At 63.2% G+C, this 26304-nt stretch carries 27 protein-coding genes and 1 tRNA gene; 17 read left to right on the top strand and 11 right to left on the bottom strand.

The genetic code is table 11. The annotated features are described in order from the left end of the window. Window positions 1–29: 29 nt before the first annotated feature. Window positions 30–800: a MetQ/NlpA family ABC transporter substrate-binding protein gene (locus V9K84_RS17410; RefSeq protein ID WP_043864437.1), complete on the top strand. Its 771-nt coding sequence runs from the start codon at window positions 30–32 to the stop codon at window positions 798–800. 73 nt (window positions 801–873) lie between these two features. Continuing rightward, a complete protein-coding gene (locus V9K84_RS17405; protein WP_338791636.1) occupies window positions 874–1926 on the top strand; it encodes a methionine ABC transporter ATP-binding protein in 1053 nt (350 codons plus the stop codon). A 38-nt stretch (window positions 1927–1964) separates the two neighbouring features. Here the strand turns inward: V9K84_RS17405 and ssuD (V9K84_RS17400) are convergent, their stop codons facing one another. The 6 genes from ssuD (V9K84_RS17400) to V9K84_RS17375 form a co-directional block, all read right to left on the bottom strand. Continuing rightward, window positions 1965–3104, bottom strand: coding sequence for an FMNH2-dependent alkanesulfonate monooxygenase (gene ssuD / locus V9K84_RS17400; protein ID WP_088515305.1), 1140 nt, complete (start codon window positions 3102–3104; stop codon window positions 1965–1967). 99 nt (window positions 3105–3203) lie between these two features. Next, on the bottom strand, window positions 3204–4304 hold the full coding sequence (locus V9K84_RS17395) for a sigma-54 dependent transcriptional regulator (RefSeq protein ID WP_043864440.1): 1101 nt from the start codon (window positions 4302–4304) through the stop codon (window positions 3204–3206). 9 nt (window positions 4305–4313) lie between these two features. Beyond that, entirely contained in the window at window positions 4314–5504 is a 1191-nt protein-coding gene (locus V9K84_RS17390; RefSeq protein ID WP_088515306.1) for an acyl-CoA dehydrogenase family protein, read from the bottom strand. Next, window positions 5501–6646 carry an FMNH2-dependent alkanesulfonate monooxygenase gene (ssuD, locus tag V9K84_RS17385; RefSeq protein ID WP_043864442.1) on the bottom strand — a complete coding sequence of 382 codons (1146 nt, stop codon included), beginning with the start codon at window positions 6644–6646 and terminating at the stop codon, window positions 5501–5503. The genes V9K84_RS17390 and ssuD (V9K84_RS17385) overlap by 4 nt, the downstream gene beginning before the upstream one ends. Further along, a complete protein-coding gene (gene msuE / locus V9K84_RS17380; RefSeq protein ID WP_043864443.1) occupies window positions 6643–7221 on the bottom strand; it encodes an FMN reductase in 579 nt (192 codons plus the stop codon). The genes ssuD (V9K84_RS17385) and msuE overlap by 4 nt, the downstream gene beginning before the upstream one ends. A 238-nt stretch (window positions 7222–7459) precedes the next feature. Beyond that, on the bottom strand, window positions 7460–8242 hold the full coding sequence (locus V9K84_RS17375) for a helix-turn-helix transcriptional regulator (RefSeq protein WP_058541403.1): 783 nt from the start codon (window positions 8240–8242) through the stop codon (window positions 7460–7462). 93 nt (window positions 8243–8335) lie between these two features. Here V9K84_RS17375 and V9K84_RS17370 point away from each other — a divergent pair, with 93 nt between their 5' ends. From V9K84_RS17370 to V9K84_RS17360, 3 genes are all read left to right on the top strand, one after another. After that, window positions 8336–9244 carry an EamA family transporter gene (locus tag V9K84_RS17370; RefSeq protein WP_088515307.1) on the top strand — a complete coding sequence of 303 codons (909 nt, stop codon included), beginning with the start codon at window positions 8336–8338 and terminating at the stop codon, window positions 9242–9244. A gap of 243 nt (window positions 9245–9487) precedes the next feature. Further along, the gene (locus V9K84_RS17365; protein WP_043864446.1) at window positions 9488–9781 is read left to right on the top strand and encodes a type II toxin-antitoxin system RelE/ParE family toxin; all 294 of its coding nucleotides are present in this window, start codon (window positions 9488–9490) and stop codon (window positions 9779–9781) included. A 2-nt stretch (window positions 9782–9783) separates the two neighbouring features. After that, the gene (locus V9K84_RS17360) at window positions 9784–10083 is read left to right on the top strand and encodes an addiction module antidote protein (RefSeq protein ID WP_043864447.1); all 300 of its coding nucleotides are present in this window, start codon (window positions 9784–9786) and stop codon (window positions 10081–10083) included. A 218-nt stretch (window positions 10084–10301) separates the two neighbouring features. Here the strand turns inward: V9K84_RS17360 and V9K84_RS17355 are convergent, their stop codons facing one another. Genes V9K84_RS17355 through V9K84_RS17345 form a run of 3 tightly spaced genes read right to left on the bottom strand, consistent with a single transcriptional unit; the run spans window position 10302 to window position 12852 of the window. Continuing rightward, a complete protein-coding gene (locus tag V9K84_RS17355) occupies window positions 10302–11204 on the bottom strand; it encodes a transporter substrate-binding domain-containing protein (RefSeq protein ID WP_043864448.1) in 903 nt (300 codons plus the stop codon). A 30-nt stretch (window positions 11205–11234) separates the two neighbouring features. After that, complete coding sequence (locus tag V9K84_RS17350; RefSeq protein ID WP_043864449.1) at window positions 11235–11585, bottom strand: RidA family protein; 351 nt, start codon at window positions 11583–11585, stop codon at window positions 11235–11237. A 25-nt stretch (window positions 11586–11610) separates the two neighbouring features. Then, window positions 11611–12852, bottom strand: coding sequence for a D-amino acid dehydrogenase (locus tag V9K84_RS17345; protein ID WP_043864450.1), 1242 nt, complete (start codon window positions 12850–12852; stop codon window positions 11611–11613). A 107-nt stretch (window positions 12853–12959) separates the two neighbouring features. Here V9K84_RS17345 and V9K84_RS17340 point away from each other — a divergent pair, with 107 nt between their 5' ends. Together V9K84_RS17340 and V9K84_RS17335 are read left to right on the top strand one after the other, a co-directional pair. Next, a complete protein-coding gene (locus V9K84_RS17340; protein WP_338791620.1) occupies window positions 12960–13853 on the top strand; it encodes a LysR substrate-binding domain-containing protein in 894 nt (297 codons plus the stop codon). A gap of 502 nt (window positions 13854–14355) precedes the next feature. Next, window positions 14356–14916 (top strand): hypothetical protein, encoded by a 561-nt coding sequence (locus V9K84_RS17335; protein WP_143516664.1) that lies wholly within the window; start codon window positions 14356–14358, stop codon window positions 14914–14916. A 578-nt stretch (window positions 14917–15494) separates the two neighbouring features. Here the strand turns inward: V9K84_RS17335 and V9K84_RS17330 are convergent. Beyond that, a tRNA-Leu gene (locus V9K84_RS17330) sits at window positions 15495–15579 on the bottom strand. A 108-nt stretch (window positions 15580–15687) separates the two neighbouring features. On the opposite strand from V9K84_RS17330, the gene queA reads away from it, so the two are divergent. From queA to V9K84_RS17300, 6 genes are all read left to right on the top strand, one after another. Then, window positions 15688–16737 (top strand): tRNA preQ1(34) S-adenosylmethionine ribosyltransferase-isomerase QueA, encoded by a 1050-nt coding sequence (gene queA, locus V9K84_RS17325; protein ID WP_043864453.1) that lies wholly within the window; start codon window positions 15688–15690, stop codon window positions 16735–16737. 14 nt (window positions 16738–16751) lie between these two features. Then, window positions 16752–17867, top strand: coding sequence for a tRNA guanosine(34) transglycosylase Tgt (gene tgt / locus V9K84_RS17320; RefSeq protein ID WP_162484886.1), 1116 nt, complete (start codon window positions 16752–16754; stop codon window positions 17865–17867). 51 nt (window positions 17868–17918) lie between these two features. Further along, window positions 17919–18260 carry a preprotein translocase subunit YajC gene (gene yajC, locus V9K84_RS17315; protein WP_043864455.1) on the top strand — a complete coding sequence of 114 codons (342 nt, stop codon included), beginning with the start codon at window positions 17919–17921 and terminating at the stop codon, window positions 18258–18260. A gap of 63 nt (window positions 18261–18323) precedes the next feature. Continuing rightward, window positions 18324–20192 carry a protein translocase subunit SecD gene (secD, locus tag V9K84_RS17310; protein WP_054916607.1) on the top strand — a complete coding sequence of 623 codons (1869 nt, stop codon included), beginning with the start codon at window positions 18324–18326 and terminating at the stop codon, window positions 20190–20192. 9 nt (window positions 20193–20201) lie between these two features. Continuing rightward, complete coding sequence (gene secF / locus V9K84_RS17305) at window positions 20202–21113, top strand: protein translocase subunit SecF (RefSeq protein ID WP_088515309.1); 912 nt, start codon at window positions 20202–20204, stop codon at window positions 21111–21113. Window positions 21114–21234: 121 nt separating this feature from the next. Beyond that, a complete protein-coding gene (locus V9K84_RS17300) occupies window positions 21235–21783 on the top strand; it encodes a glycine zipper 2TM domain-containing protein (protein ID WP_043864458.1) in 549 nt (182 codons plus the stop codon). A gap of 92 nt (window positions 21784–21875) precedes the next feature. On the opposite strand, the gene suhB is transcribed toward V9K84_RS17300, so the two are convergent. Next, complete coding sequence (suhB, locus tag V9K84_RS17295) at window positions 21876–22694, bottom strand: inositol-phosphate phosphatase (protein ID WP_043864459.1); 819 nt, start codon at window positions 22692–22694, stop codon at window positions 21876–21878. A gap of 145 nt (window positions 22695–22839) precedes the next feature. On the opposite strand from suhB, the gene trmJ reads away from it, so the two are divergent. The 4 genes from trmJ (at window position 22840) to V9K84_RS17275 (ending at window position 26300) form a co-directional block, all read left to right on the top strand. After that, on the top strand, window positions 22840–23613 hold the full coding sequence (trmJ, locus tag V9K84_RS17290) for a tRNA (cytosine(32)/uridine(32)-2'-O)-methyltransferase TrmJ (RefSeq protein WP_043864460.1): 774 nt from the start codon (window positions 22840–22842) through the stop codon (window positions 23611–23613). Further along, the gene (cysE, locus tag V9K84_RS17285) at window positions 23614–24396 is read left to right on the top strand and encodes a serine O-acetyltransferase (protein WP_043864461.1); all 783 of its coding nucleotides are present in this window, start codon (window positions 23614–23616) and stop codon (window positions 24394–24396) included. 154 nt (window positions 24397–24550) lie between these two features. Beyond that, window positions 24551–25042 carry a Fe-S cluster assembly transcriptional regulator IscR gene (gene iscR, locus V9K84_RS17280; RefSeq protein WP_043864462.1) on the top strand — a complete coding sequence of 164 codons (492 nt, stop codon included), beginning with the start codon at window positions 24551–24553 and terminating at the stop codon, window positions 25040–25042. A gap of 43 nt (window positions 25043–25085) precedes the next feature. Beyond that, the gene (locus V9K84_RS17275) at window positions 25086–26300 is read left to right on the top strand and encodes an IscS subfamily cysteine desulfurase (protein ID WP_043864463.1); all 1215 of its coding nucleotides are present in this window, start codon (window positions 25086–25088) and stop codon (window positions 26298–26300) included. Window positions 26301–26304: the final 4 nt, after the last annotated feature.

The raw sequence follows: 26304 nt of genomic DNA, 5'->3' as shown, positions 1-26304 counted from the left end.
CAATGTTCTACCTGTTCAGGAGCAAGCCCATGAAGAAGACCCTGGCCGTACTGGCCGCCGTGCTGTCGCTGTCGGCGCACGCCAACGAGAAACTGGTGGTGGGCGCCACCCCGGTGCCGCATGCCGAGATCCTCGAGTTCGTCAAACCGGCGCTGGCGGCCGAAGGCGTGGACCTGGACATCAAGGTGTTCAGCGATTTCATCCAGCCCAACCTGCAACTGGCCGAGAAGAACCTGGACGCCAACTACTACCAGTACCGGCCGTTCCTCGACGAATTCAACGCCACCCGCAAGACCGACCTGGTGCCGGTGGTGGGCGTGCACATCGAGCCTTTCGGTGCTTACTCCACCCGCATCAGGAGCATCGCCGAGCTCAAGGACGGCGCCAGCGTCGCCATCCCCAACGACCCGGTCAACGCCGGGCGTGCCCTGGTGCTGCTGCACGAAGCCGGGCTGCTCACCCTCAAGGACCCGAGCAACACCCTGGCGACCCAGCGCGACATCGCGGCCAACCCAAGGCACCTGAAGATTCGCGAACTCGAAGGCGCGCTGCTGGCCCGTGCGGTGAACCAGGTGGACCTGGCGTTCGTCTTCGCCAACTACGCGCTGGAGGCGGGCATCGATACCAGCAGCGCACTGATCGTGGAGAAGGGCAAGGACCTGTACGTGGAGTACCTGGTCGCACGCCCCGACAACATCGATGACCCGCGCATCCAGAAGCTGGCCAAGGCGCTGAACTCGCCACAGGTGCGCGACTTCATCCTGACCCGCTACAAGGGCCAGATAGTGCCCGGCTTCTGAGCCCCGGTGGCCCGCGCTGGCGACAGCGCGGGCCTTGGTCGAATCGCATCCTTCGCAGGGCAGGCCTTGATCCATGGTCAGTTTCAATCAACAGCCGCTGGCAGGCGCCGTGCATATCCGCCTGGTGGGGCTCGGCAAGCAGTACCCGGGGCGCGAGCGCACTGTGCATGCGCTGCGCGACATCAACCTGGAGATACGCCGGGGCGAGGTGTTCGGCATCATCGGGCGCAGCGGCGCGGGCAAGTCGTCGCTGCTGCGTTCGCTCAACCGCCTGGAGCAACCCAGCAACGGCCAGGTGCTGATCGACGGCGAGGACATCGCCGGCTACGACAGCGCGCAACTGGCCCGCCAGCGCCAGCGTACCGGCATGATCTTCCAGCACTTCAACCTGATGTCGGTGAAAACCGTCGGCGAGAACATCGGCCTGCCGCTCAAGCTGGCCGGCATTGGCCGCGCCGAGCGCGAGCGGCGGGTGAGCGAGATGCTGCAACTGGTGGGCCTGGAGGACAAGCGCGATGCCTTCCCCGCACAGCTGTCCGGTGGCCAGAAGCAGCGCGTCGGCATCGCCCGGGCGCTGGTGCTGCAGCCCGACCTGCTGCTGTGCGACGAGGCGACCTCGGCGCTGGACCCGCAAAGCACCCAGTCGACTCTGGCGCTGCTACGCGATATCAACCGGCGCCTGAACCTGACCATCGTGCTGATTACCCACGAGATGGAAGTGATCCGCGAGCTGTGCGACCGCGTGGTGGTGCTGGAGGCGGGCGAGGTGGTGGAGCAGGGCGAGGTGTGGCGGGTGTTCGGCTGCCCGTGCCACGAGGTGACCCGCACCCTGCTGCGCACCCTGCACCCTGGCGGCGCCCATGACCTGGCCCCAGCCAGCGCCGGCGACTGGCTGCTCGACCTGCATTACACCGGGGCCCGTGGCCAGGCGCCGGAGCTGAGCGCGATCAGCGCGGCACTGGGTTACCCGACCCACCTGGTGCAGGCCAATATCGAGCGTATCCAGGGGCGTATCCTTGGCCGTCTGCGCGTGCGCGTGGAGGCCCCTGAACAGGTGTGTGCGCAGGTGCTGCAGCAGGCCCGTACAGTGGCCGACAGCGTCGAGCGGGTGGCCGCACGGGCCTGAGCCGGCCGGCCTGCACCGGGTAGCCCGGGCCCTGCCCGTTACTGGCTGGCGGCGGGCCTGGCCTGGCCGGCACGCACGTCGAAGGCGCCCCCGGTGAAGGCGCCATCCACCGTCACCTTGCTTTTGCCGGGCAGCAGCGGGAACACCAGTTCGGCGAAGCGGTAGGCTTCCTCCAGGTGCGGGTAGCCCGACAGCACGAAGCGGTCCACGCCCAGGGCGACGTACTCCTGCAGCCGTGCCGCCACCGTGGCCGGGTCGCCGACCAGTGCGGTGCCGGCGCCGCCACGCACCAGGCCGACCCCGGCCCACAGGTTGGGCGAGACTTCCAGTCGGTCGCGGCGCCCGCCGTGCAGCGCGGCCATGCGCCGCTGGCCTTCGGAATCCATGCTGGCGTAGTTGGCCTGTGCGGCGGCGATGGTGGCCTCGTCCAGGTGGCTGATCAGTTCCTCGGCCGCCGCCCAGGCCAGTTCACTGGTTTCACGCACGATCACATGCAGGCGCACGCCAAACTGCACCGTGCGCCCGTGGCGGGCGGCACGGGCGCGCACGTCGGCGATCTTTTCGGCCACCGCGGCGGGTGGCTCGCCCCAGGTCAGGTAGGCGTCCACATGCCTGGCCGCCAGCTCGTGCGCGGCGGCTGACGAGCCACCGAAGTACAGCGGTGGGTAGGGCGTCTGCACCGGCGCGAAGAAGTTCTGCGCGCCCTCCACCCGCAGGTGCTCGCCGTGAAAGTCGACCCGTTCGCCACTGAGCAGTTGACGCCACACGGTGAGGAATTCGTCGGCGGCGTCGTAGCGCTGGTCGTGCGCGAGAAACACGCCATCGGCGGCCAGCTCGGTGGCATCGCCGCCGGGCACCACGTTGAGCAGCAGGCGTCCGCCGCTGGCCTGGTCGAGGGTGGCGGCCTGGCGCGCCGACGCGGTGGGGTTGCCCAGCGAGGTGCGCAGGGCCACCAGCAGCTTGAGGCGGTGGGTCACCGGCACCAGGCTGGCGGCGGTGACCCAGGGGTCGAGGCAGCTACTGCCGGTGGGGATGAGAATGCCGTCATAGCCGAGGTTCTCGGCGGCCACGGCAATCTGGCGCATGTAGGCGTTGGTGGCCGGGCGCCCGCTGGCGGAGTGGCCGAGGTAGCGGGTGTCGCCGGAGGTGGGCAGAAACCAGAAGATATCGAGGCTCATGGTGGGGTGCTCGTTGCAGGAAGAATGGGCCACCGCCCCGGCCGGGACGGCGTGCAACGCAAGGTGGGTGAAGTCGCTGCTTGCTTGGGCAAGTCTGGGTCAGATCGACAGGTTGATGACGCGTGTGGCGTTCGGCTCCGGTGGCGGCTGGCGCTTGTTCACCACCAGTTCGCCGATGCGGATCAGCAGGGCACGGGTGACGTTGCGGCTCAGGCCGAGCAGGCGCGCGGTGTGCACCTGGTTGTAGTGGCAGAAGCGGTAGGCACTGCGCAGCAGCGCCTCCTCGACCTTTTCATGCAGCGCGCCGTGCTCTTCTTCGAACAGCTTCTGAAACGCGCGCTGCAACAGGGCGTTGGCGGATGTGTCCGGGGCGGGTGTGCCCTCGGGCCGCTCGATGCGCAGGTTGGACAGGCGCAGGTCGTCCTGCTGGATCACGCCGTCATGGCAGATCAGCAGGGTGTGGTGGATGACGTTTTCCAGCTCGCGGATGTTGCCCGGCCAGTCGTAGCTGGCCAGCTTGTGCTCGGCCTCGCTGCTCAACTGCACATCGCCATAGCCCAGGCGGGCGCTGTAGCTGGCCATGAAGTGGCGGGTCAGCGGCAGGATATCGCCGGGGCGCTCGCGCAGCGGGTACAGCTGCAGGCTGACCACGTTGAGGCGGTAGAACAGGTCTTCGCGAAAGTGCCCGGCGTTGATCGCCTTTTCCAGCTGCACGTTGGTGGCGGCCAGCACGCGCACGTTGATCGGGATGCTCTTGCGCGACCCCAGGCGCACCACTTCGCGCTCCTGCAGCACGCGCAGCAGCTTGACCTGGATGGCCATCGGCAGGTCGCCGATCTCGTCGAGAAAAAGCGTGCCGCCGTCGGCTTCCTCGAACCAGCCGGCCTTGGACGCCAGGGCGCCGGTGAAGGCGCCCTTTTCGTGGCCGAACAGTTCGGCCTCGACCAGCGACTCGGAGAACGCCCCGCAGTTGACCGCCACGAACGGCCCGTGGTGGCGCCGGCTGAGGTTGTGGATATGTCGCGCCACCAGCTCCTTGCCCGTACCGGTTTCGCCAATGATCAGCACGCTGGCCTCACTCGGCGCGACCTGCTGCAGGTGGGCGAGCAGCGCCTGCGACCTCGGGTCTTCGAACACCTGTGCGGTGGCCCTGATCGAGGTGGCCAGGGTTGGCGATGGCGGGAGCGTCAACAGGTGCATGGGCAGCCCTCAGGAGTAGAAGGACGGGGCGGGCACCGTCCGGTTCAGGGCCCAGTCACCCAGCTCGTGGACCTTGTAGTCCACCGGGTCGTGCAGGGTCTGGGTGCGCAGGTTGCGCCAGTAGCGATCGAAGCGCAGCGAGGCATGCGTGGCGCGCGCGCCGGTCACTTCGAACAGGCGGTTGCACAGGTCCAGGCCGGTGCGGGTGGCCGCCACCTTGGCCGCGGCGATGGACAGCGCCAGCTGCCCGCGCTCGTCGCTGCTCAGCGTGGGGCCCTTGTGCCAGGCTTCGTCGAGCTGGTTGCAGGCGCGTTCGGCCAGCAGCCGAACGCCTTCCAGGCCCACCCAGAAGTCGCCGTAGTGGCGCAGGATGTACGGGTCTTCGCTGACGTGCCGGGCGTTGGACTTGAACCACGGTCGCCCTTCCTTGAGCGTGTACTGGCGCGCCTCTTCCAGCGCCCCTTCGGCGATGCCGAGGAAGATGTGCGCAAAGTGCAGTTGCGCGATCAGCGGGCGCAGGCAGGCGAACGGGGTGCTCAGCGGGCCGGGGTCGAGCAGCAGTTCGGATTCCTCGACGCGCACGCGCTCGAAGGTGGCGCTGCCGCTGTCGGTCTGGCGCTGGCCCATGTTGTTCCAGTCGCCATGCAGGGTGATGCCGGTACGTGCCGTGGGGATGGCGGCGATCAGCAACTTGCCGCCGGCGCTTTCATCCACCGCCGAGGCGATCAGCATTTCCGAGTCGCTGGCGCCGGAGCAGAAGCTCTTCTTGCCCGAGAATTCGCGCCAGCCGTCGTACTTCTTGACCACGGTGCGGGTGTCGAGCGGGTTCAGGGCGTTGCCCCAGAACCAGTTCTTGCGGGCGGTCTGCTCGAACCAGGGCTGCCACTGGTCGGGGCTGGAGAACAGGCGCACGGTGGCCAGCATCAGGTGCTGGAAGCCGAACACGTGGGCGATGGAGCTGTCGACCCGGGCGAACTCGCGCACGATGTTCAGGGTTTCGCCCCAGCTGGCGCCCATGCCGCCGAACTGCGTGGGAATGCTCAGGGCCAAGAGGCCGCTGTGGCGAATGGCGTCACGCTCGGCCTTGGGTGTGCCGCCGCGCTCGTCGCGTTCGGCGGCGGTCAGTGCGAACTCGGCGGCCAGCGCGCGCGCGGTCTGCAGCGGGCGGAGCAGGGTGGGTTCCGGTTGCTTGGCACTCATGCGGTCTGCGCCTTGGGCAGCACATCGTTGGCGATCATTTCGCCGAACGGCCCGGTCAGGTTGGTGACGCCGCGCCCGGCCAGGCTGGCGTAGGGTTCTGGCAGCAGCGGGAACACCAGCTCGGCGAAGCGGTAGGCTTCCTCAAGGTGCGGGTAGCCGGAGAAGATGAAGCTTTCGATGCCCAGGTCGGCGTATTCCTTGATGCGCGCGGCCACCTGTTGCGGGTCGCCCACCAGCGCGGTGCCGGCGCCGCCCCGTACCAGGCCCACACCGGCCCACAGGTTGGGGGCGATCTCCAGCTGGTCGCGGCGACCGCCGTGCAGCGCAGCCATGCGCCGTTGGCCTTCGGAGTCGAAGCGCGCGAAGGACTGTTGCGCCGCGGCGATGGTGTCGTCGCTTATGTGCGCGATCAGGCGGTCGGCGGCCTGCCAGGCCTCTTCGGCGGTTTCGCGCACGATCACGTGCAGGCGGATGCCGAACTTCACCGTGCGCCCGTGCCTTGCGGCGCGGGCGCGCACATCGGCGATCTTCTCGGCGACGGCGGCGGGCGGTTCGCCCCAGGTGAGGTACACGTCCAGCTGTTCGGCGGCCAGGTCATGGGCGGCGTCGGACGAGCCACCGAAGTACAGCGGCGGGTAGGGCTTTTGTACCGGTGGGTAGAGCGCCTTGGCGTTCTCGACCTTGAAGTGCTTGCCCTCGAAATCCACCGACTCGCCTTGCAGTACGCGGCGCCAGATACGCAGGAACTCGTCGGTGACCTCGTAGCGTTCGCTGTGGCTGAGGTGGATGCCGTCGCCGCGGTTCTCGTCGGGGTCGCCGCCGGTGACCACGTTGATCAGCAGGCGCCCGCCGGAGAGGCGGTCCAGGGTGGCGGTCATGCGCGCCGACACGGTGGGCGAGATGATGCCGGGGCGTATCGCCACCAGGTAGCGCAGGCGTTCGGTCAGCGGCGCCAGGGCCGAGGCGACCACCCAGGAGTCCTCGCACGAGCGGCCGGTGGGGATCAGCACGCCGTGGTAGCCCAGGCCATCGGCGGCCTGGGCGATCTGCTTGAGGTAGTTGAGGGTGACCGGGCGCGCGCCGTCGCTGGTGCCGAGGAAATGACCGTCGCCGTGGGTGGGCAGGAACCAGAACACGTTCACCGTTCGGCCCCGCTGGCGAGCTTGCGCTGGCTGTGGGCGTGGGCGGCGAAGAACGGTGCGGCACGCTCGGCGGCCAGGCTGACACGGGCTTGCAGCACCGGGCTGCTGACCTGGTAGTTCTGCAGGTCGCCTTCGCTGCCATACACGCCGATGGGCAGGGTCAGCGCCTGGAAGAAGCTGAACAGCGGGCGCAGCTGGTGGTCGATCACCAGCGCATGCAGCGGGCTGCCACCGGTGGCGGCCAGCAGCACCGGGGTGTCGATCAGGCTGTCCTGGCCCACCAGGTCGAACAGGTGCTTGAGCAGGCCGGGGTAGGAGCCCCGGTAAACCGGCGAGGCAACGATCAGCAGGTCGGCATGCTCGATGGCCTGCAGCTGCTGTTCGACCGTGGCCGGCAGTTCGGCGCGCGACAGGGCGCCGCCTACCGGGCGGGCGATCTCGCTCAGCTCGATGAGCTGGGCGTCGATGTGCAGGTGCTTGCCCAGCTCGGCGACGATCGCCTCGGTCAGTGCCAGGGTGCGTGAGGGGCGATAGGCGCCGCCGGAAACGGCGACGACCTTGAGTGCTGCGGTCATGTGTGCGTCCTGTGGTGTGGCCCTGCGCTCAGAGCGTTACCCAGGCTTGAGCAAGAGCCGTACCACAGTCGCAGGCCCCGTTTTTGCTGGGCCTGGCGCGGTAGTGAGGTGGCAATGGTGTTGGTGCGGGAGGTTTTTGTTGGCTGGCTGTTGCTGGGGCAACAGTTGCTGGGCAGACAGTTGGCTGTGGGTGTAGGCCTGGCGCGCTACTGCTTGGGTTGCAGCGAATCGTGTTGCATCAACTTGCCGCGTTGGCGAAGTACTGGCTGGGCGCCGCGCCCAGCACGCGCCGGAACACACTGGTGAACGCACTGGGGCTGCTGTAGCCAAGGTCCGTCGCCACCCGCGTGATCGCCTCGCCATTGCCCAGGCGCACCACCGCCGCCATCAGGCATGCCTGCTGTCGCCATGCCACGAAGCTGATGCCGGTGTGCTGGCGAAACAGCCGGGTGAAGGTGCGCCGGCTCATGCCCACCTGGCGGGCCATGTCATCGATCCCTGTATCCAGCGAGGGCTGTGCCAGCAAGTGCTGGCAGGCCCGGGCGAGCCTGGGTTCGCTGGGCAGCGGTGCATTCAGCGACAGCGCCGGCATGTCGGCAATCTCGTGCAGCAGCAGGTTCATCAGGTAGCCCTCGCGGCTGCCTTCGGCATACAGCGCCGGCACATCCCGGGCGCCCAGCAGCAGTTGGCGCAGCAGCGTCGACACACCGAACACCTGGCAGTGTTCGGGCAGGCCGAGGCGGGTGGCGGCAGGCTGGCGCACATAGGTGTTCAGCATCGTCACCGGGCCGTTCATGCTCATCTCGTGGGGCACGCCTGCGGGCACCCAGATGGCCCGCTGCGGCGGCACCACCCAGTTGCCCTGGCGGGTGAACACCGTGATCACCCCGCAGGCCGCATAGGCGAACTGCCCACGCTGATGGGTATGCAAGGCAAAGTGCTGCCCGTCGCCATAGTCGTTGGCCGTGACCACGGCGTCGCGGGGGGTGTGTTCATAGGGGTCGATGTCGATTTCGCGCATGGCCCGAATTTAATGATCTATGACCTGATAGTGCAAGCGAGCCAGTGTGCTCATTGCGCATAGTGGCGCCCTGACTTTCGGGATAGGTACGCCATGCAAAAGAAACATCTGGCCTTGGCCGTGCTGGTGACGGCGGTGTGGGGGTTCAACTTTCCCATCACCAAGCTCGGCCTGGCCGCGATTGACCCGCTGCTGTTGACGGCGTTGCGATTCACCCTGGCGGCGTTGCCGTGGGTGTTCTTCATCCGGCGCCCGGCGGTCGGCCTGGGCTGGGTGGCGGCATACGGGTTGATCTTTGGCGTGGCGATGTGGGCGTTGATCAACCTGGGTATCGAGCTGGGCGTGCCGCCGGGCACGGCGGCGTTGCTGGTGCAGTTCAGTGCGTTTTTCACCCTGGGTTGGGGCGTGTTGCTGTTTCGCGAACGCCTTGGCGTGGGGCAGGGCGTCGGGGTGGGGCTGGCAGTGCTGGGGCTGGTGTCCATCATCGATGGCAGGCCCGGCGATGGCTCGGTGGTGGGTTATGGCTTGTTGCTGGTGAGTGCGTTCAGCTGGAGTGTGGGCAATGTCATCATCAAGCGCTCGAAGGTGCGCGAGATGTTTGCCTTTGTGGTGTGGGCGAGCCTGTTCGCACCGCTGCCGCTGGTGCTGCTCACCTGGCTGATGCATGGCAACGCGCCGTTCACCGGGGTGGCTGCGCAGGTGGGGTGGGTGGCGGTGTTTTCGCTGGTGTTCCAGGTGTATGCGGCGACGCACTTCTGTTACTGGGGGTGGAACCTGCTGCTGCGTGAGTATCCGGTGTCAAAGGTGGCGCCGTTGTCGTTGCTGATCCCGGTATTCGGGGTGGCAGGGTCGATGGTGCTGCTGGGTCACCGGGTGGATGCGCACGAGGCGGTTTCGATCGGGTTGATTCTGGCGGCGCTGGGGGCGGGGTTCGTGAAGTGGCCTGGGCGGGCGTATTCGCCAGCAAGGCTGGCGCTTACAGGGGAGCGCGAGACGGTGTAGGCGCCAGCGTTGCTGGCGAAGTGAGGTGACATGCTCTTGCAGCTGCAATAGCTGGAGGTTTTTTAACCTTGGGAAATGTACCGCTTCAAATAAGGAATTGTCTTGTTCCAGAGGCATGCGCAAGCGCCCATCGTATTCCAGTTGCTCGCTCGAAAGGCGAGCGATTCACCGGCAGTCTGGTAAGCATCCAAACGTGATCTTGCTTGCCAGCCTGTATCCGTAGGGATACATTCAGGGCCTGATGTGATCTATTCCATAGAACAGACTTTGGCATTCAGCGGCTGGCTTCTGGCGCTACGCGATGTACGAGCGAGGATCGCCATTGGTCGACGCATCGAACGTGCGCTTGCGGGCAACTTGGGGGATACGAAGGCGGTTGGTGATGGTGTTTCAGAGATGCGCATCGATTCCGGCCCAGGCTATCGGGTGTACTTCACCGTGCGTAGCGGCGTAGCAATCCTGTTGCTGACAGGCGGGGACAAGTCTTCTCAAGCAGCAGATATCCGGATGGCCAAGCGGTTGGCCAAAGAGGTTTGACCATGAGCGTTACATTGATTCCATTCGACATGGCGGCACTGCTTGATAGTGATGAAGCCATCAGCGAGTACTTGTCTCAGGTGCTGGCAGAGGGCGACAGCGACGAGCTTTTACGTGCAATAGGGTACGTGGCCAAAGCGCGCGGAATGTCGCTGGTTGCCAAAGAGACTGGATTGGGAAGAGAGAGCCTTTACAAGGCCTTCGCGCCAGGCGCCAAGCCTCGTTTCGATACGGTGCTGAAGGTGATGCATGCGCTGGGAATCGAACTCTGTGCGCGCTCGCATCGAGGGGCTTCGGTGTAGGTTGATTCTGGAATGCTTCAGCGACTTTTTTGTCTGGAAACAACTTCTGAGCTGCCTGTATGGCAGCCCAGAAAAATCACCGTGTCCTCAGTGAATCGCCTCAGAGTGAACGCTGAAGAATTCAGCGGAACACTGCTGCTCGACCTACCGTTTGGGGGATAGCAATCCCCAAGCCCTGGTGGCGGGTAGCCCGCGCCAACCGGTGAGGGCACTGATCGCTACTGCACCGGATCACTCACCGGCTTGGCAATGATCGCCTTGAGTTCACTGGTCATCGGGAACTCGAGGTTCAAGCCTTTTGGCGGGATCGGCTGCTCAAACCAGCGCTGGTAGATCCCGTTGATCTCCCCCGAGCTGTACAGCTCGCCCAGTGTCGAATTCACCAGTGCGAGGAATTGCGGATCGTCCTTGCGCACCATGCAGCTGTAGATTTCCCGCGACTGCTCCTCCCCAACCACTACCCACTTGTGCGGATCGCGAGCCTTGGCGCGCTCGCCGTAGAGCAACGCATCGTCCATGTAGAACGCCGCTGCCCGACCGGACTGCAACAGCTGGAAGGCTTCGCCGTGGTCCTTGGCGCTGATCACGAACATGTCGATCTTGTTATCGATGTTGTAGCTCTTCAGATAGCGCTCGTTGGTGGTGCCGGCGGTGGTCACCACGTTCTTGCCGCGCAGGTCGGCGAAGCTCTTGATCCCACTGTCGTTGGCGGTCAGCAACTGGCCTTTGACGTAGATGAAGCCGTAGGAAAACGCCACCTGTTTTTGCCGCTCAGCGGTCACGCCGGTCGAGCCACATTCCAGGTCGACCGTGCCGTTCTGCACCAGCGGAATGCGGGTTTGCGAAGTCACCAGGTTGTACTTGACCTTGAGCTGGGGCGCCGCGAGCTTTTGCTGCACGCGCTCGACGATCTTGTTCGCCAGGTCCACCGAGTAACCCATCGGTTGACCCGAGTGATCGCCCACGTAGGAGAAGGGTACCGACGCATCGCGATAACCCAGGGTAATGCTGTTGGTACTGGCAATCTTGCTCAGGGTCGGCCCCAGCGAGGTTTCTTCAGCCTGCACTTGAGTGCCGAGCAATACGCCCAGGGTGCAGCCGAGCAACGTGATTTTTTGCATTGTTATTCTCCGTTGTGGGTGATGGATTGCTTAGCGGCGGGCCGCGATAACGCTGATTTCGACTCGCACCTGCGGGCGGGCCAGCTCGGCCTGCAAGGTCGTGCGACTCGGTGCCTGGCCAGGCGACAACCAGTCCGACCATACGTAGTTCATCGCCGCGAAATCCTCACCAATGTCCTTCAGGTAAATGGTCGCGCTGAGCAGGTGATCCTTGTCGCTGCCCGCCTCGGCCAACAGTGCGTCGATTTTTGCCAGCACCTGGCGAGTCTGGCCAGCGGCGTCGGTGGCATCACCCGGTACTTGGCCGGAGAGAAACACCAGGTCGCCAAAGGTCACGGCAGCGGACAAGCGTGGATTGGTCTGGATGCGGCTGATGGTCATCGGATAGTCCTTCTCTTGGGTAATTTCAGGCCACACGGGGCGCAAAGCCCTGCAGATCAATGGAGGGGCGGCGCTGGCCGATCAGCTCGCCGAGCAACTGCGCACTGCCGCAGGCCAGGGTGAAGCCCAGGGCACCATGGCCGAGGTTGAGCCACAGGTTGCGATACGCCGTTGCGCCCAGCAGCGGCACGCCGCTAGGGGTCGCCGGGCGCATACCGGCCCACTCGATGGCCTGCTCGTAGTCGCCGGCATTGGCGAAGGTGTCACGCGCCTGACGCTTGATCAGGGCCAGCCGCTTGGGGTCCAGCGCCGGTTCAAAGCCGACGATGTCGACCATGGCCGCTACCCGCAGTTGCTCGCCGATGCGGGCGTAGACGATCTTGCGGTCATAGTCAGTGATGCTCAGGTCCGGGGCCCGGTGGTGGGCGCCGATCGGCACGGTGAGGCTATAGCCCTTGAGCGGGTACAGGGGCAGGTGCACCCCTGGCAACGTCAGCAGTGGGCTGCGATGGCCGGCGGCAATCACCAGATGCTCCACTGGCAGCACTTCATCCCCCAGTTCGATTGCGCTCACCATGCCATTGGCCTGGCGAATACCGGTCACGGCCTGGCCCAGGCGGAACTCGCAACGGCCCGAGGCCCGCAAACGCGCCGCCAGTTGCTGGCAGAAGCCGTGGCAGTCACCGACCTCTTCATCGGGGGTGTAGATCGCGCCAACAAAGGGGGCATCGGCCAGCGCCGGGTCCAGGCGGGCGCAGTCGGCAGACGACAGCACCTGCTGTTGCTGGGGGGCGGCCAGCCTGTGGCGGGCGTGCTCGAAGCTCGCGGTGTTGCGAAAGGTCACCAGCTTGCCATTGCGCCGCCAGTGGAAACCGTCCAGGGCATCGTCCTCGCGCCAGGCCTGCAGGGTGGCCTGGCTGAACAACGCCAGGCGCAGCAGGTGGGCTGCATTGGTGCGGTTGACGGAGGAGCGGCAGGCCCCCAGAAAGGACGCCATCCAGCGCCACTGCGCCGGGTCCAGGCGGGGGCGCAGCTTCAACGGTGAGTCACCGCGCAGCATCCAGCCGATGGCCTGCAATGGCACGCCGGCATCGGCCAGGGGCGCCACGTAGCGATAGGACAACTGGCCGCCATTGGCAAAACTGGTTTCACTGCCCAGCGAATCCCGCGCCTCGACCAGGGTCACCTCAATGCCATCGCGCACCAGTGCGTAAGCCGTTGCCAGGCCAATGACGCCGCCGCCGATGATGCATACACGCTGAGCCATGTCAGTCCTTAGCCGTGGTTGAGACGAGACCGAGGTTAGAGCCAGGTGACAGGCGCCGAACAATGAATAAAGATGGTCATCCCATAAACAAAGGTTATGGACTCGCCATGCGCCTTCGCCACATCGAGATCTTCCAGGCCATCCGCCAGACCGGGTCGGTCAGCGCTGCCGCGCAGTTACTGCACGTCTCCCAACCCGCCGTGACCAAAGTGCTGCAACACGCTGAGCAGCATCTGGGTTTCCCGTTGTTTCTACGGGTGCGCGGCAAACTCCAGGCCACCCCGGAAGCGCTGGAGCTGGAGCGTGAGGTCGACAAGGTCACCGAAAGCCTGCAAGGGGTGCGACGCCTGGCCCAGAGCCTGCGCCGCGAGCCGGGCCACAGCCTGCGGATCGGCGCGACCCCGGCACTGGCCCTGTCGTTGTTGCCGCCGGCCATTCATGAATGGACGCAACGTTATCCGGAGATCGCCTGCGAGCTGTCCAGTGCCCATAGCCGCGAGCTGGTGCAGAACCTGCTGATGCGCGAAATCGATGTCGCCCTGACCCTGCAACTACCCGATCACCCGGGGCTCAAGGCCCAGGCGCTGGCCTGTGGGGTGTTGGTGGCGTTGGCGCCGGCCGGTTACTGGCCCCAGGAGGAAGAAGGCCAGCCGCTGCCGCTGCAGGCCCTGGCCGACGCGCCGCTGATCGGGCTGTCCAGTGCCGACCCGCTGTCGGCCCGCCTCGACAGCTATCTCGAGGCGGTAGAGCCGCCGCCACGGGTGAGCATCGCGGTGCAAACCTATTCATTGGCCAGGGCGATGGTCGAATCCGGTGCAGGGCTGGCGGTGATCGATCCCTTCACCGCCCTCAGCGCGTCGCCTGGGGCCACCGCCATTCGCCCCCTGGCTCCAGCGTTGCCGATCACCCTGTACGCGGTGACCCGCGCTGCCGAACCGCCGCCGCATACACTGGGCGAGCTGCTGCCGAACCGCCGCCGCATACACTGGGCGAGCTGCTGACGATCTTCAGCACTCGTGCGCAGGGGCAATTGGATTGTTGGCGCTGAAGCGTTGACTTGCCAGGGAAGGGGATGAAACCCCAGAGACTAAAAAGCCCGCAGTCAGCGGGCTTTATGGGTGTTGCGTAGTCGTCGTTGGACGGCTATGTACATCGAAATAATAATGGGTTTGGAAGCCATTCGGTAAGCACATCCAAAACAGAGTTGGGCCGTGATAAGCGATGTGTTTTCCACCGCATACGAAAAACCGTAATTGCTACATTAGAGCGTGCAGATGTAAAAAACCTTGTCATCATTTCATGGGTAGGTCATAAAGCAGAGGGTTTGTTGCGGATGACTGTTGACAGGTATTCCGAAGGAAAGCACTTGAAGAACTCGCATACAAGTTCCAGTCTTAAATATATTGCATCCCCGCGATGTTGGAATGCTGGCGTTTAACTATTGCTCAAATGGTGATAGCATTTTGCCTTACCAGCAAGACTTGGCTCTCGCGATTCAACTGAATGGATAAGGAAAAAATGGAAAAAATTAAAAGCTTTGTGCTGGCATCGTTGGTTGCCGCTTTTGCGTGCACAGCATCAGCAGAAACCTTTGAACACGTCGAGCTTGATAAAGACAGAAGAAGCGTTGAGTATTCTGGACCTATCAATAAGACAATCAGTGCGATTAAAGAACGTAAATGGCTAGGACAAACCAAGGCTATGGATGGTGGGGTCGTGTTCACCCCTTATGTGAATCCCCAATTCGGTAAGAACAATACTGAATCCGGGGGTGCCATTATGGTGACTGCTACATTCTATCTCTATGACAAGCCAGTCAAAGAAGCGTTGATGGTTGCACGTCAAAGTCAAATTCCCGGTTTTGTTGAGTTTTATGGCTATGATTCAAGGGAGCTTCAAATGCATATAAGAATGGTTGACGATGACACCTTTCAATCGTTCGCAAGTGATACGCAATATCGCTCTCCTGAAAAGCTGAATACTTACAAGAAAGTCGACAGTTTTAATAAGAGTAATTACAAGAGCGAGTTGAAGTCTGCCTTGGATGATGGCACTGTTTTTTGAAATGTGTAAACGACAATAAAGCACATCAGTGTTTTTGTTGATTTGAGGTCGATGAAGAGAAGATAGACCGCGTTCGTATAATGGTCGATAACTATCAGGCTGCCTTTCAAGGTGGCCTTTTCAATGCCTGCTATACAGTTGCCAAGCATTGTTGAATGCTTGATTTGTTCGGTCTTTTAATTTCGATGACAGTCAAATAATGGCTTAATGCAACGAAATATTGTGTCAATGGTAGATTGAAAATATATGTAGGGTTGGATGGTAGTTGTCAAAAATTAAAAGTTAGGGGTAGACCTTAATCGGCGCTGCTATATAAGATTTTATGTGTGCTCAATTTTCATGCTTGAACACGTTCAACCACAAAAAACGACCTTGCCGGAGACGCGAAGGTTTTTGAATACCCATAAAATCTATTGATTTTTGTGGGTTTGTATGATCTTGACTTCGCGTGATATGACGCTTTGGGGCCGCATTTTCCGAGGGAAATGGGTTTGAGAAGAACAGATTTTCTGGATAGAAAAAGGGGTAGAAATTTCTTTCTACCCCTTCTCTAAGTCCTTGATTTACAAGGATTTGTATGGTGCCCCGAGGGAGACTCGAACTCCCACTCCTTTCGAAAACGGATTTTGAATCCGCCGCGTCTACCAATTCCGCCATCAGGGCTTGTGGCGGCGAAGTATAGTGAGGCGCCTACCGTTGGTCAATCAGCTTTCATGGTCAATTTTGCCGCTTTCCGCTAAACTTTGCGGCCCTGTCAAACCGATCACCATCATGCGCGTCGCCGATTTCTCCTTTGAGCTTCCAGATTCCCTGATCGCCCGCCATCCATTGGCTGAACGGCGCAGCAGCCGGCTGTTGACCCTCGACGGGCCCACCGGCGCGCTCGCGCATCGCCAGTTCACCGACCTGCTCGAGCATCTGCGCCCGGGCGATCTGATGGTGTTCAACAACACCCGGGTGATCCCGGCCCGACTGTTCGGCCAGAAGGCCTCCGGCGGCAAGCTGGAGATCCTCATCGAGCGCGTGCTCGACAGCCATCGCGTGCTCGCCCACGTGCGCTCGAGCAAGTCGCCCAAGCCAGGCACCCAGCTGCTGATCGACGGCGGCGGCGAAGCCGAGATGGTCGCGCGCCACGACGCGCTGTTCGAGCTGCGCTTCACCGAAGAGGTGCTGCCACTGCTCGACCGCGTCGGCCACATGCCGTTGCCTCCTTATATAGACCGCCCCGACGAAGGCGCCGACCGCGAGCGCTATCAGACGGTCTATGCGCAGCGCTCCGGCGCCGTGGCCGCGCCCACCGCCGGCCTGCACTTCGATGAAGAGCTGATGGGCAAGATCGCCGAAAAGGGCGTGAGCACCGCCTTCGTCACCCTGCACGTGGGCGCCGGCACCTTCCAGCCGGTGCGCGTGGAGCGCATCGAAGATCACCACATGCATAAAGAGTGGCTCGAAGTGGGCCAGGACGTGGTGGACGCCGTGGCCGAATGCCGGGCGCGCGGCGGGCGGGTGATCGCGGTCGGCACCACCAGCGTGCGCTCGCTGGAAAGCGCGGCGCGCGACGGTACGCTCAAGCCGTTCAGCGGCGATACCGACATCTTTATTTTCCCGGGCCGCCCGTTCCACGTGGTCGACGCCCTGGTGACCAACTTCCATTTGCCCGAATCCACGCTGCTGATGCTGGTTTCGGCCTTCGCCGGTTACCCCGAGACCATGGCTGCCTACGCCGCAGCGGTGGAAAACGGCTACCGCTTCTTCAGTTACGGTGATGCCATGTTCATCACCCGCAATCCGGCGCCACGCGGGCCCGAGGATCAAGCATGAGTCGCACCTGTCGTATGTCCTTCGAGTTGCTGGCCACCGACGGCAAGGCCCGTCGCGGCCGCCTGACATTCCCCCGGGGCGTGGTCGAAACCCCGGCCTTCATGCCGGTGGGCACCTATGGCACGGTCAAGGGCATGCTGCCGCGCGACATCGAGGCCATCGGCGCGCAGATGATCCTGGGCAACACCTTCCACCTGTGGCTGCGCCCGGGCACCGAGGTGATCAAGGCCCACGGCGACCTGCACGACTTCATGAAGTGGCAGGGCCCGATCCTCACCGACTCCGGCGGCTTCCAGGTGTTCAGCCTGGGCGCGATGCGCAAGATCAAGGAGGAGGGCGTGACCTTCGCCTCCCCGGTGGACGGCTCCAAGGTGTTCATGGGCCCGGAAGAGTCGATGCAGGTGCAGCGCGACCTGGGCTCGGACGTGGTGATGATTTTCGACGAGTGCACCCCGTACCCGGCCGATGAAGATGTGGCGCGCATCTCCATGGAGCTGTCGCTGCGCTGGGCCCAGCGCTCGAAGAACGCCCACGGCGACAGCACCGCGGCGCTGTTCGGCATCGTGCAGGGCGGCATGCACCGCAACCTGCGCGAGCGTTCGCTCGAGGGCCTGGACAAGATCGGCTTCGACGGCCTGGCCATTGGCGGGCTGTCGGTGGGCGAGCCCAAGCACGAGATGATCAAGGTGCTGGACTACCTGCCGGGCATGATGCCGGCTGACAAACCTCGTTACCTTATGGGGGTAGGCAAGCCGGAAGATCTCGTTGAGGGTGTGCGCCGCGGCGTCGACATGTTCGATTGCGTGATGCCCACGCGCAATGCGCGCAACGGTCATCTGTTTGTCGATACCGGCGTGCTTAAAATCCGTAACGCGTTCCATCGCCATGATGATTCGCCACTGGATCCGACCTGTGACTGCTACACCTGCCAGAACTTCTCCCGCGCTTATCTGCATCACCTGGACAAATGCGGCGAAATGTTGGGCAGCATGTTGAATACCATCCACAACTTGCGTCATTACCAGCGCCTGATGGCTGGTTTGCGCGAGGCTATTCAACAGGGTACATTGGCCGCCTTTGTCGATGCCTTTTACGCCAAGCGCGGGCTGCCTGTGCCGCCCTTGGATTGATGTTCTGTCGAACCTGACACACGTACAACAACTTGCAACTTGGAGTGCTAAATGAGCTTTCTGATTCCTGCCGCTTACGCGGACGCAGCAGCCCCGGCAGCTGCCGCCGGCCCAGCCGGTACCGGCTTCGAGTGGATTTTCCTGGTCGGCTTCCTGGTCATCTTCTACCTGATGATCTGGCGTCCACAGGCCAAGCGCGCCAAAGAGCAGAAGAACCTGCTGAGCAACCTGCAGAAAGGTGACGAAGTTGTCACCAACGGCGGTATTGCCGGCAAGATCGTCAAAGTGGCCGATGACTTCGTGGTGCTGGAAGTGTCCGACACCGTGGAACTGAAGTTCCAGAAGGGTGCTATTGCCGCGACCCTGCCCAAGGGCACGCTCAAAGCGATCTAAGTTTCAGATTTTCTACAATCGACGGGGCGCGCAAGGCGCCCCGCGTCTTGAACGGGCGGCGTGATGCTGAACAAATATCCTCTATGGAAATACGCACTGATCCTGGCGGTACTGGCGATCGGTTTTATTTATTCCGCTCCCAACCTCTACCCTGACGACGCGGCTATTCAGGTCAGTGGTGCCAGCACGGCGCTGCAGGTCAGTCAGGCCGACCTGGACCGTGCCACCAAGGCACTGGCCGACGCCGGTATCGCGGTCAAGGGTGCAAGCCTGGGCGAGAAGGGCAAGGGCGCACTGGTGCGTCTGGCCAAACAGGACGACCAACTGCCGGCCAAGGACGTTGTGCGCAAGGCGCTGGGTGACGACTACGTCGTTGCACTGAACCTGGCCCCGACCACTCCGCAATGGCTGCGCAACCTGGGTGCAAGCCCGATGAAGCTGGGCCTGGACCTGTCCGGTGGTGTGCACTTCCTGCTTGAAGTGGACATGGACAAGGCCATGGCGGCACGTCTGAAGGTGTACGAAGGCGAAGTCAAAAGCCTGCTGCGCAAGGAGCGTGTGCGCTACCGCAGCCTGCCGCAGCAAGATGGCGGCATTCAACTGGGCTTCTCCGATGACCAGTCCCGCGAACAGGCTCGCAGCCTGATCCGCAAGAATTTCAACGATTTCGAGCTGACCACCACCGAGCGTAACGGCCTGTCGGTGCTGCGTCTGGCGATTACCCCGGCCAAGGTCGCGGAAATCCGTGAATACTCGATCAAGCAGAACCTGACCACGGTACGTAACCGCGTCAACGAACTGGGTGTGGCCGAGCCACTGGTTCAGCGCCAGGGTGCCAACCGCATCGTGGTCGAGCTGCCAGGCGTGCAGGACACCGCCGAAGCCAAGCGTATCCTGGGCAAGACCGCGAACCTGGAGTTCCGTCTGGGTGCAGAACCGGGTGCGTCCAAGGCCACCACCGAGACCTTCGAGTTCCGTGAGGGCGGTCGCCCACCGGCAGCGGTCGAGCGTGGCCTGATCATCACCGGTGACCAGGTCACCGACGCCCAGGCCAGCTTCGACGAGCAGGGTCGCCCGCAGGTGAACATCCGCCTGGATGGCCACGGCGGCGAACTGATGAGCCGCGCCACGCGCAGCAACGTCGGGCGCAGCATGGCGGTGATCTTCATCGAACAGCGTCCGGTTACCCGCTACGTCAAGCAGATGGTCGACGGTGTCGAGAAAGACGTGCCGGTGCAGTCGTTCGTGGAAGAGAAGCGCATCATCAGCCTGGCGACCATCCAGTCGCCGCTGGGCAGCCAGTTCCGCATCACCGGCCTGAACGGCCAGGGTGAGTCGTCCGAACTGGCCCTGCTGCTGCGTGCCGGTGGTCTGGCGGCGCCGATGTACTTCGCCGAAGAACGTACCATTGGCCCGAGCCTGGGTGCCGACAACATCACCAAGGGTATCGATGCATCGCTGTGGGGCATGCTGTTCGTGTCGCTGTTCATCATGGCCATCTACCGTGCCTTCGGCCTGATCGCCACCATCGCCCTGGCGGGCAACATGGTGCTGCTGCTGGCGCTGATGTCGCTGCTGGGGGCTACGCTGACCCTGCCGGGCATTGCCGGTATCGTGCTGACCATGGGTATGGCGGTCGACGCCAACGTGCTGATCTTCTCGCGCATACGTGAAGAGCTGGCCAATGGCATGTCGGTGCAGCGCGCCATCCACGAAGGCTTCAACCGTGCCTACACCGCGATCGTCGATGCCAACCTGACCACCCTGCTGGTGGGCGGCATCCTGTTCGCCATGGGTACCGGTCCGGTCAAGGGCTTCGCGGTTACCATGTCCCTCGGGATTTTCACCTCGATGTTCACGGCCGTCATGGTCACCCGCGCAATGGTCAACCTGACCTGCGGTGGGCGGGATATCAAGAAGTTGTGGGTATAAGGGGCTGCCATGTTACGTACCATTAACTTCATGGGTGTGCGGAACGTCGCGTTCGGCGTCACCCTGCTGCTGACTGTGCTGGCACTGTTCAGCTGGTTCTACAAAGGGCTCAACTTCGGCCTGGACTTCACCGGCGGTACGCTCATCGAGCTGACCTACGAGCGCCCGGCCAACCTTGGCGAGGTTCGTGAAGAGCTGGTCAGGTCCGGCTTCCACGATGCCGTGGTGCAGAGCTTCGGTGCTACCACCGACCTGCTGGTGCGCATGCCGGGCGACGACCCGATGCTGGGCAACAAGGTGGCCGAGGCGCTGCAGAAGATCAGCACCGACAACCCGGCCACGGTCAAGCGAGTCGAGTTCGTCGGCCCGCAGGTGGGCGAGGAACTGCGTGACCAGGGCGGCCTGGGCATGCTGCTGGCGCTGGGCGGCATCCTGGTCTACCTGGCCTTCCGCTTCCAGTGGAAGTTTGCGGTGGGCGCCATCCTGTCGCTGGTGCACGACGTGATCGTGACCATGGGCATCCTGTCGTTCTTCCAGATCACCTTCGACCTGACGGTGCTGGCGGCGGTGCTGGCGATCATCGGCTACTCGCTCAACGACACCATCGTGGTGTTCGACCGGGTACGGGAAAACTTCCGCGTGATGCGCAAGGCTTCGCTGATCGAGAACATCAACGTCTCGACCACCCAGACCCTGCTGCGTACCGTGGCCACCTCCGTGTCCACTTTGCTGGCGATCGCGGCGCTGCTGTTCTTCGGTGGTGACAACCTGTGGGGCTTCTCGCTGGCATTGTTCATCGGTGTATTGGCCGGTACCTACTCGTCGATCTACATCGCCAACGTGGTGCTGATCTGGCTGAACCTGAACAGTGAAGACCTGATTCCGCCGGTGAAAACCGAGGGTGTGGACGAGCGTCCATAAGGCTTTTTGCCACTGTCCTGAGCGGTACAAGAAGGCGCGAGTATTGAACTCGCGCCTTTTTTTATGCTCCAAGGCTGGGAGAAGCGCGGGCGTGTTCCCGCAGGTAAATCAGGAGGTTCACGTGAACAAGTCAATGCTGGTGGGTGCGGTGCTGGGTGCTGTCGGTGTCACTGCCGGAGGTGCCGTGGCTACCTACAGCTTGGTCAAGGGCGGGCCGCAATACGCGCAGGTGACGTCGGTGCAGCCGGTCAAGCAGACCGTCAAGACGCCACGGGAAGTCTGCAAGGATGTCACGGTGACCCGTCAGGCGCCGGTGAAGGATCAGCACCAGATCGCCGGTACCGTGCTGGGCGCCGTGGCAGGTGGGTTGCTGGGTAACCAGATCGGCGGCGGCAATGGCAAGAAGATCGCGACCGTGGCCGGTGCCGTCGGTGGTGGCTATGCCGGCAACAAGGTGCAGGAAGGCATGCAGAACCGCGATACCTACACCACCACGCAAACCCGCTGCAACACGGTCAATGACCTGAGCGAGAAGGTGGTAGGGTACGACGTGAAGTATTCGATTGGCGACAAGGCCGGGCAGGTGCGCATGGAGCGCGACCCGGGTTCGCAGATCCCGCTGGACGAGAATGGCAAGCTGGTACTGACGCAGGCGCAGCCTGGGCAGTGATGACCCTTTCGCCGGCCTTGCCGGCGAAGAGGCCCGAAAGCCAGCCACAAAAAAGCACCCCGAAGGGTGCTTTTTTATTGCCCGGCTGAAACTCAGCGCTTCAGCGAGGCCGGCAGGTGCGGCTGGATCGCCGTCAACACCGCCTTGAAGCACTTGATGTTGCCGGCAACGATGTGGCCCTTCTCGAGGAAGTCATGACCACCGGTGAAGTCGCTCACCAGGCCGCCCGCTTCCTGGATCAGCAGTGCGCCTGCCGCCATGTCCCACTCGCTCAGGCCCGACTCCCAGAACGCATCGAAGCGGCCGGCGGCCACATAGGCCAGGTCCAGGCTCGCGGCGCCGGCGCGGCGGATGCCGGCGGTCTGGCCGACCAGGGCACGGAACATGCCCAGGTAGTTGTCCAGGCCATCCATCTGGTTGTCACGGAACGGGAAGCCGGTACCCAGCAGGGCGCCGTCCAGGCTGGTGCGACCGCTGACGCGCAGGCGGCGACCATTGAGCTGGGCGCCACGGCCACGGCTGGCGGTGAATTCTTCCTGGCGTACCGGGTCGAGGACCACGGCGTGTTCCAGGCGGCCGCGGTACTTGCACGCGATGCTCACGGCAAAGTGAGGGACGCCACGCAGGAAGTTGGTGGTACCGTCGAGCGGGTCGATGACCCACAGGTAGTCCTTGCCTTCTTCGCCGTTGCCAGCATGCAGGCCGGTTTCTTCACCGTAGATGGAGTGGTTCGGGTACGCCTTGCGCAGGGCGTCGACGATGACTTTTTCCGCCGCGCGGTCGACTTCGGAGACGTAATCCTTGGCGTCTTTCTCATCTACCTTGATGGTATCCAGGCGCTCGATGGAGCGGAAAATCAATTCACTGGCGCTGCGGGCGGCGCGCAGCGCGATATTCAGCATGGGCTGCATGGACGTTTCACCTGGGTCGTTAAAGAAAGCCGAACATTCTAGCAGAAAACTTTGAACGAAGAAGGGCGACATTTGCTTTCATAGCGTAATGCCGGTCGCTTCTGTAAGATTTGCTCCCTTCCTTCCGCGTCTGTGAGCCGTGCCCGTGCTGCCAAGAATTCGTGTCGTCCTGGTCAATACCAGTCACCCCGGCAATATCGGCGGGGCTGCGCGCGCCATGAAAAACATGGGCCTGTCGCGCCTGGTGCTGGTCGAGCCGAACGACTTTCCTTCCCACGAGGCCAGTGCCCGTGCCTCCGGCGCCGATGACGTGCTGGCGGGTGCCGAGGTGGTGGCCACGCTCGAGGATGCGCTGGTGGGCTGCACCCTGGTGGTGGGCACCAGTGCCCGCGACCGGCGCATCCCGTGGCCCCTGCTCGATCCGCGCGAATGCGGCGCCAAGGTCGTCGAGCAGGCAGGCGAGGGTGCCGAGGTGGCGCTGGTGTTCGGCCGTGAACATGCCGGCCTGACCAACGACGAGCTGCAGCGATGTCATTATCACGTGCATATCCCGTCCAACCCGGATTTCAGTTCGCTGAATCTGGCGGCTGCGGTCCAGGTCCTGGCCTATGAAGTGCGCATGGCCTGGCTGGCAGCCGACGGGCAGGCGTCGAAAGTCGAGAAGGTCGAAGTGGCCTCGGTGCGCAGCGCAGAGCTGGCGACCATGGACGAAATGGAGCTGTTCTACCAGCACCTGGAGTCCGCGCTGGTGGACATCGGCTTTCTCGACCCGACCAAGCCCAAGCACCTGATGCCGCGTTTGCGTCGCCTGTACGGGCGCAGCGCGGTGAGTCGATCGGAAATAAGCATTTTGCGCGGCATCCTCACCGAAACCCAGAAAGCGGCCCGGGGCGATGCGCACAAGCGGAAGGATCAGTAAATGTTCGAGCGTCTGCGTGAAGATATCCAAAGCGTTTTCCACCGTGACCCGGCGGCGCGCAATGCCTTTGAAGTGCTGACCTGCTACCCGGGCATGCATGCGATCTGGCTGCACCGCGCGGCGCATGCCCTGTGGGTACGGGACTGGAAGTGGCTGGCGCGGCTGGTGTCCAACTTCGGTCGCTGGATGACCGGCATCGAGATTCACCCCGGTGCAAAGGTAGGCCGGCGCTTCTTCATCGACCACGGCATGGGCATCGTGATCGGCGAAACCGCCGAGATCGGCGATGACGTGACTCTGTACCAGGGCGTGACCCTGGGCGGCACCAGCTGGAACAAGGGCAAGCGCCACCCGACCCTGGAGGACGGCGTGGTGGTGGGGGCTGGCGCCAAGGTGCTGGGCCCGTTCACCGTGGGCGCGGGGGCCAAGATCGGCTCCAATGCGGTGGTCACCAAGGCGGTGCCGGCCGGCGCCACGGCGGTAGGTATCCCGGGGCGTATCATCGTCAAGTCCGATGCCGAGCAGGAGGCCCGGCGCAAGGCCATGGCCGAGAAGATCGGCTTCGACGCCTACGGCGTGAGCGAAGACATGCCCGACCCGGTGGCCCGCGCCATCGGCCAGTTGCTCGACCACCTGCAAGCGGTGGACGGGCGCCTGGAAGACATGTGCGGGGCGCTCAAGAACCTGGGCAGCGACTACTGCGCCAAGGAACTGCCGGCCCTGCGTGACGAAGACTTCGCGGATGTGAAGGTCGACGCCCGCAGCGACGCGTCGACGCATTGACAGAAGGGCGTGCGCTGGCGCGCCCGACTTTGCTACACTCTGCGCCGCCTCTCAGGCGCAATCCCGACTAAAGCAGTAGGTCTTATAGTTGACTTAAATGCTCGGGAATCGCATACTCGCACACATCCCGTAACTCCCGTGGTACCAAATAGCCATGCGACTGACTACAAAAGGCCGATACGCCGTGACTGCCATGCTTGACCTGGCGTTGCACGCGCAAAACGGGCCGGTGTCCCTGGCCGACATTTCCGAGCGCCAAGGCATCTCCCTTTCCTATCTGGAGCAGCTGTTTGCCAAGCTGCGTCGCAGCAGTCTGGTTTCCAGTGTGCGCGGTCCAGGCGGCGGCTACCAGCTGTCGCGCGTGATGGAAAGCATCCAGGTAGCCCAGGTGATCGATGCGGTCAACGAATCGGTCGACGCTACACGCTGCCAGGGCCTGGGTGATTGCCACGCTGGCGATACCTGCCTGACCCACCACTTGTGGTGTGATCTCAGCCAGCAGATTCACGAATTTCTGAGCGGTATCAGCCTGGCTGACCTTGTTACTCGCCGTGAGGTGCAAGAAGTCGCCCAGCGTCAGGACCTGCGCCGCATGGCGGGCCGGACACCGCATCTGGACAAGATTGAGACATCCGCCGTCGAATGACCGTTTCGACTGCGCGATGAGCCCGCCTGATAGGAGATATTCAATGAAGTTGCCGATCTACCTCGATTACTCCGCGACCACCCCGGTCGACCCACGTGTCGCCCAGAAGATGAGCGATTGCCTGCTGGTCGACGGGAACTTCGGTAACCCGGCCTCGCGTTCCCACGTCTTTGGCTGGAAAGCCGAAGAAGCGGTCGAGAACGCTCGCCGCCAGGTCGCCGACCTGGTCAACGCCGACCCGCGGGAAATTGTCTGGACCAGTGGCGCCACCGAGTCCGACAACCTGGCAATCAAGGGCGTCGCGCACTTCTACGGCACCAAGGGCAAGCACCTGATCACCTCCAAGATCGAGCACAAGGCCGTTCTGGACAGCACCCGTCAGCTGGAGCGTGAAGGCTTCGAAGTCACCTACATCGAGCCGGGCGCCGATGGCCTGATCACCCCGGCCATGGTCGAGGCAGCCCTGCGTGAAGACACCATCCTGGTGTCGATCATGCACGTGAACAATGAAATCGGCACCATCAACGACATCGCCGCCATTGGCGAACTGACCCGCTCGCGTGGCGTCATGTTCCACGTCGATGCCGCGCAGTCCACCGGCAAGGTCGAGATCGACCTGCAGAAGCTGAAGGTCGACCTGATGTCGTTCTCGGCGCACAAGACCTACGGCCCCAAAGGCATCGGCGCGCTGTACGTCAGCCGCAAGCCGCGCGTGCGTCTTGAAGCCACCATGCACGGCGGCGGTCACGAGCGCGGCATGCGTTCGGGCACCCTGGCTACCCACCAGATCGTCGGCATGGGCGAAGCCTTCGCCATCGCCAAGGAGCTGATGGCCAGCGAGAACCTGCGCATCAAGGCCCTGAGCGACCGCTTCTACAAGCAGGTCGAGAACCTTGAAGAGCTGTACATCAACGGCAGCATGACCGCGCGTATTCCGCACAACCTGAACCTGAGCTTCAACTACGTCGAAGGCGAGTCGCTGATCATGGCCCTCAAGGACCTGGCAGTGTCTTCGGGTTCGGCGTGCACCTCGGCATCGCTCGAGCCGTCCTACGTGCTGCGCGCCCTGGGCCGCAACGACGAACTGGCGCACAGCTCGATCCGCTTCACCTTCGGTCGCTTCACCACCGAAGAAGAAATCGACTACGCCGCGCAGAAGGTCTGCGAGGCCGTGACCAAGCTGCGCGAATTGTCGCCGCTGTGGGATATGTACAAAGACGGCGTCGACATCTCCAAGATCGAGTGGGCTGCGCACTAAGTAG

It is taken from the genome of Pseudomonas sp. AE27, from assembly GCF_037113495.1.
In the GTDB taxonomy this organism is placed as follows: domain Bacteria; phylum Pseudomonadota; class Gammaproteobacteria; order Pseudomonadales; family Pseudomonadaceae; genus Aquipseudomonas; species Aquipseudomonas palmensis.
Note: the sequence above shows the minus strand (reverse complement) of the source record. Positions and strands in the feature narration are given on the sequence as shown.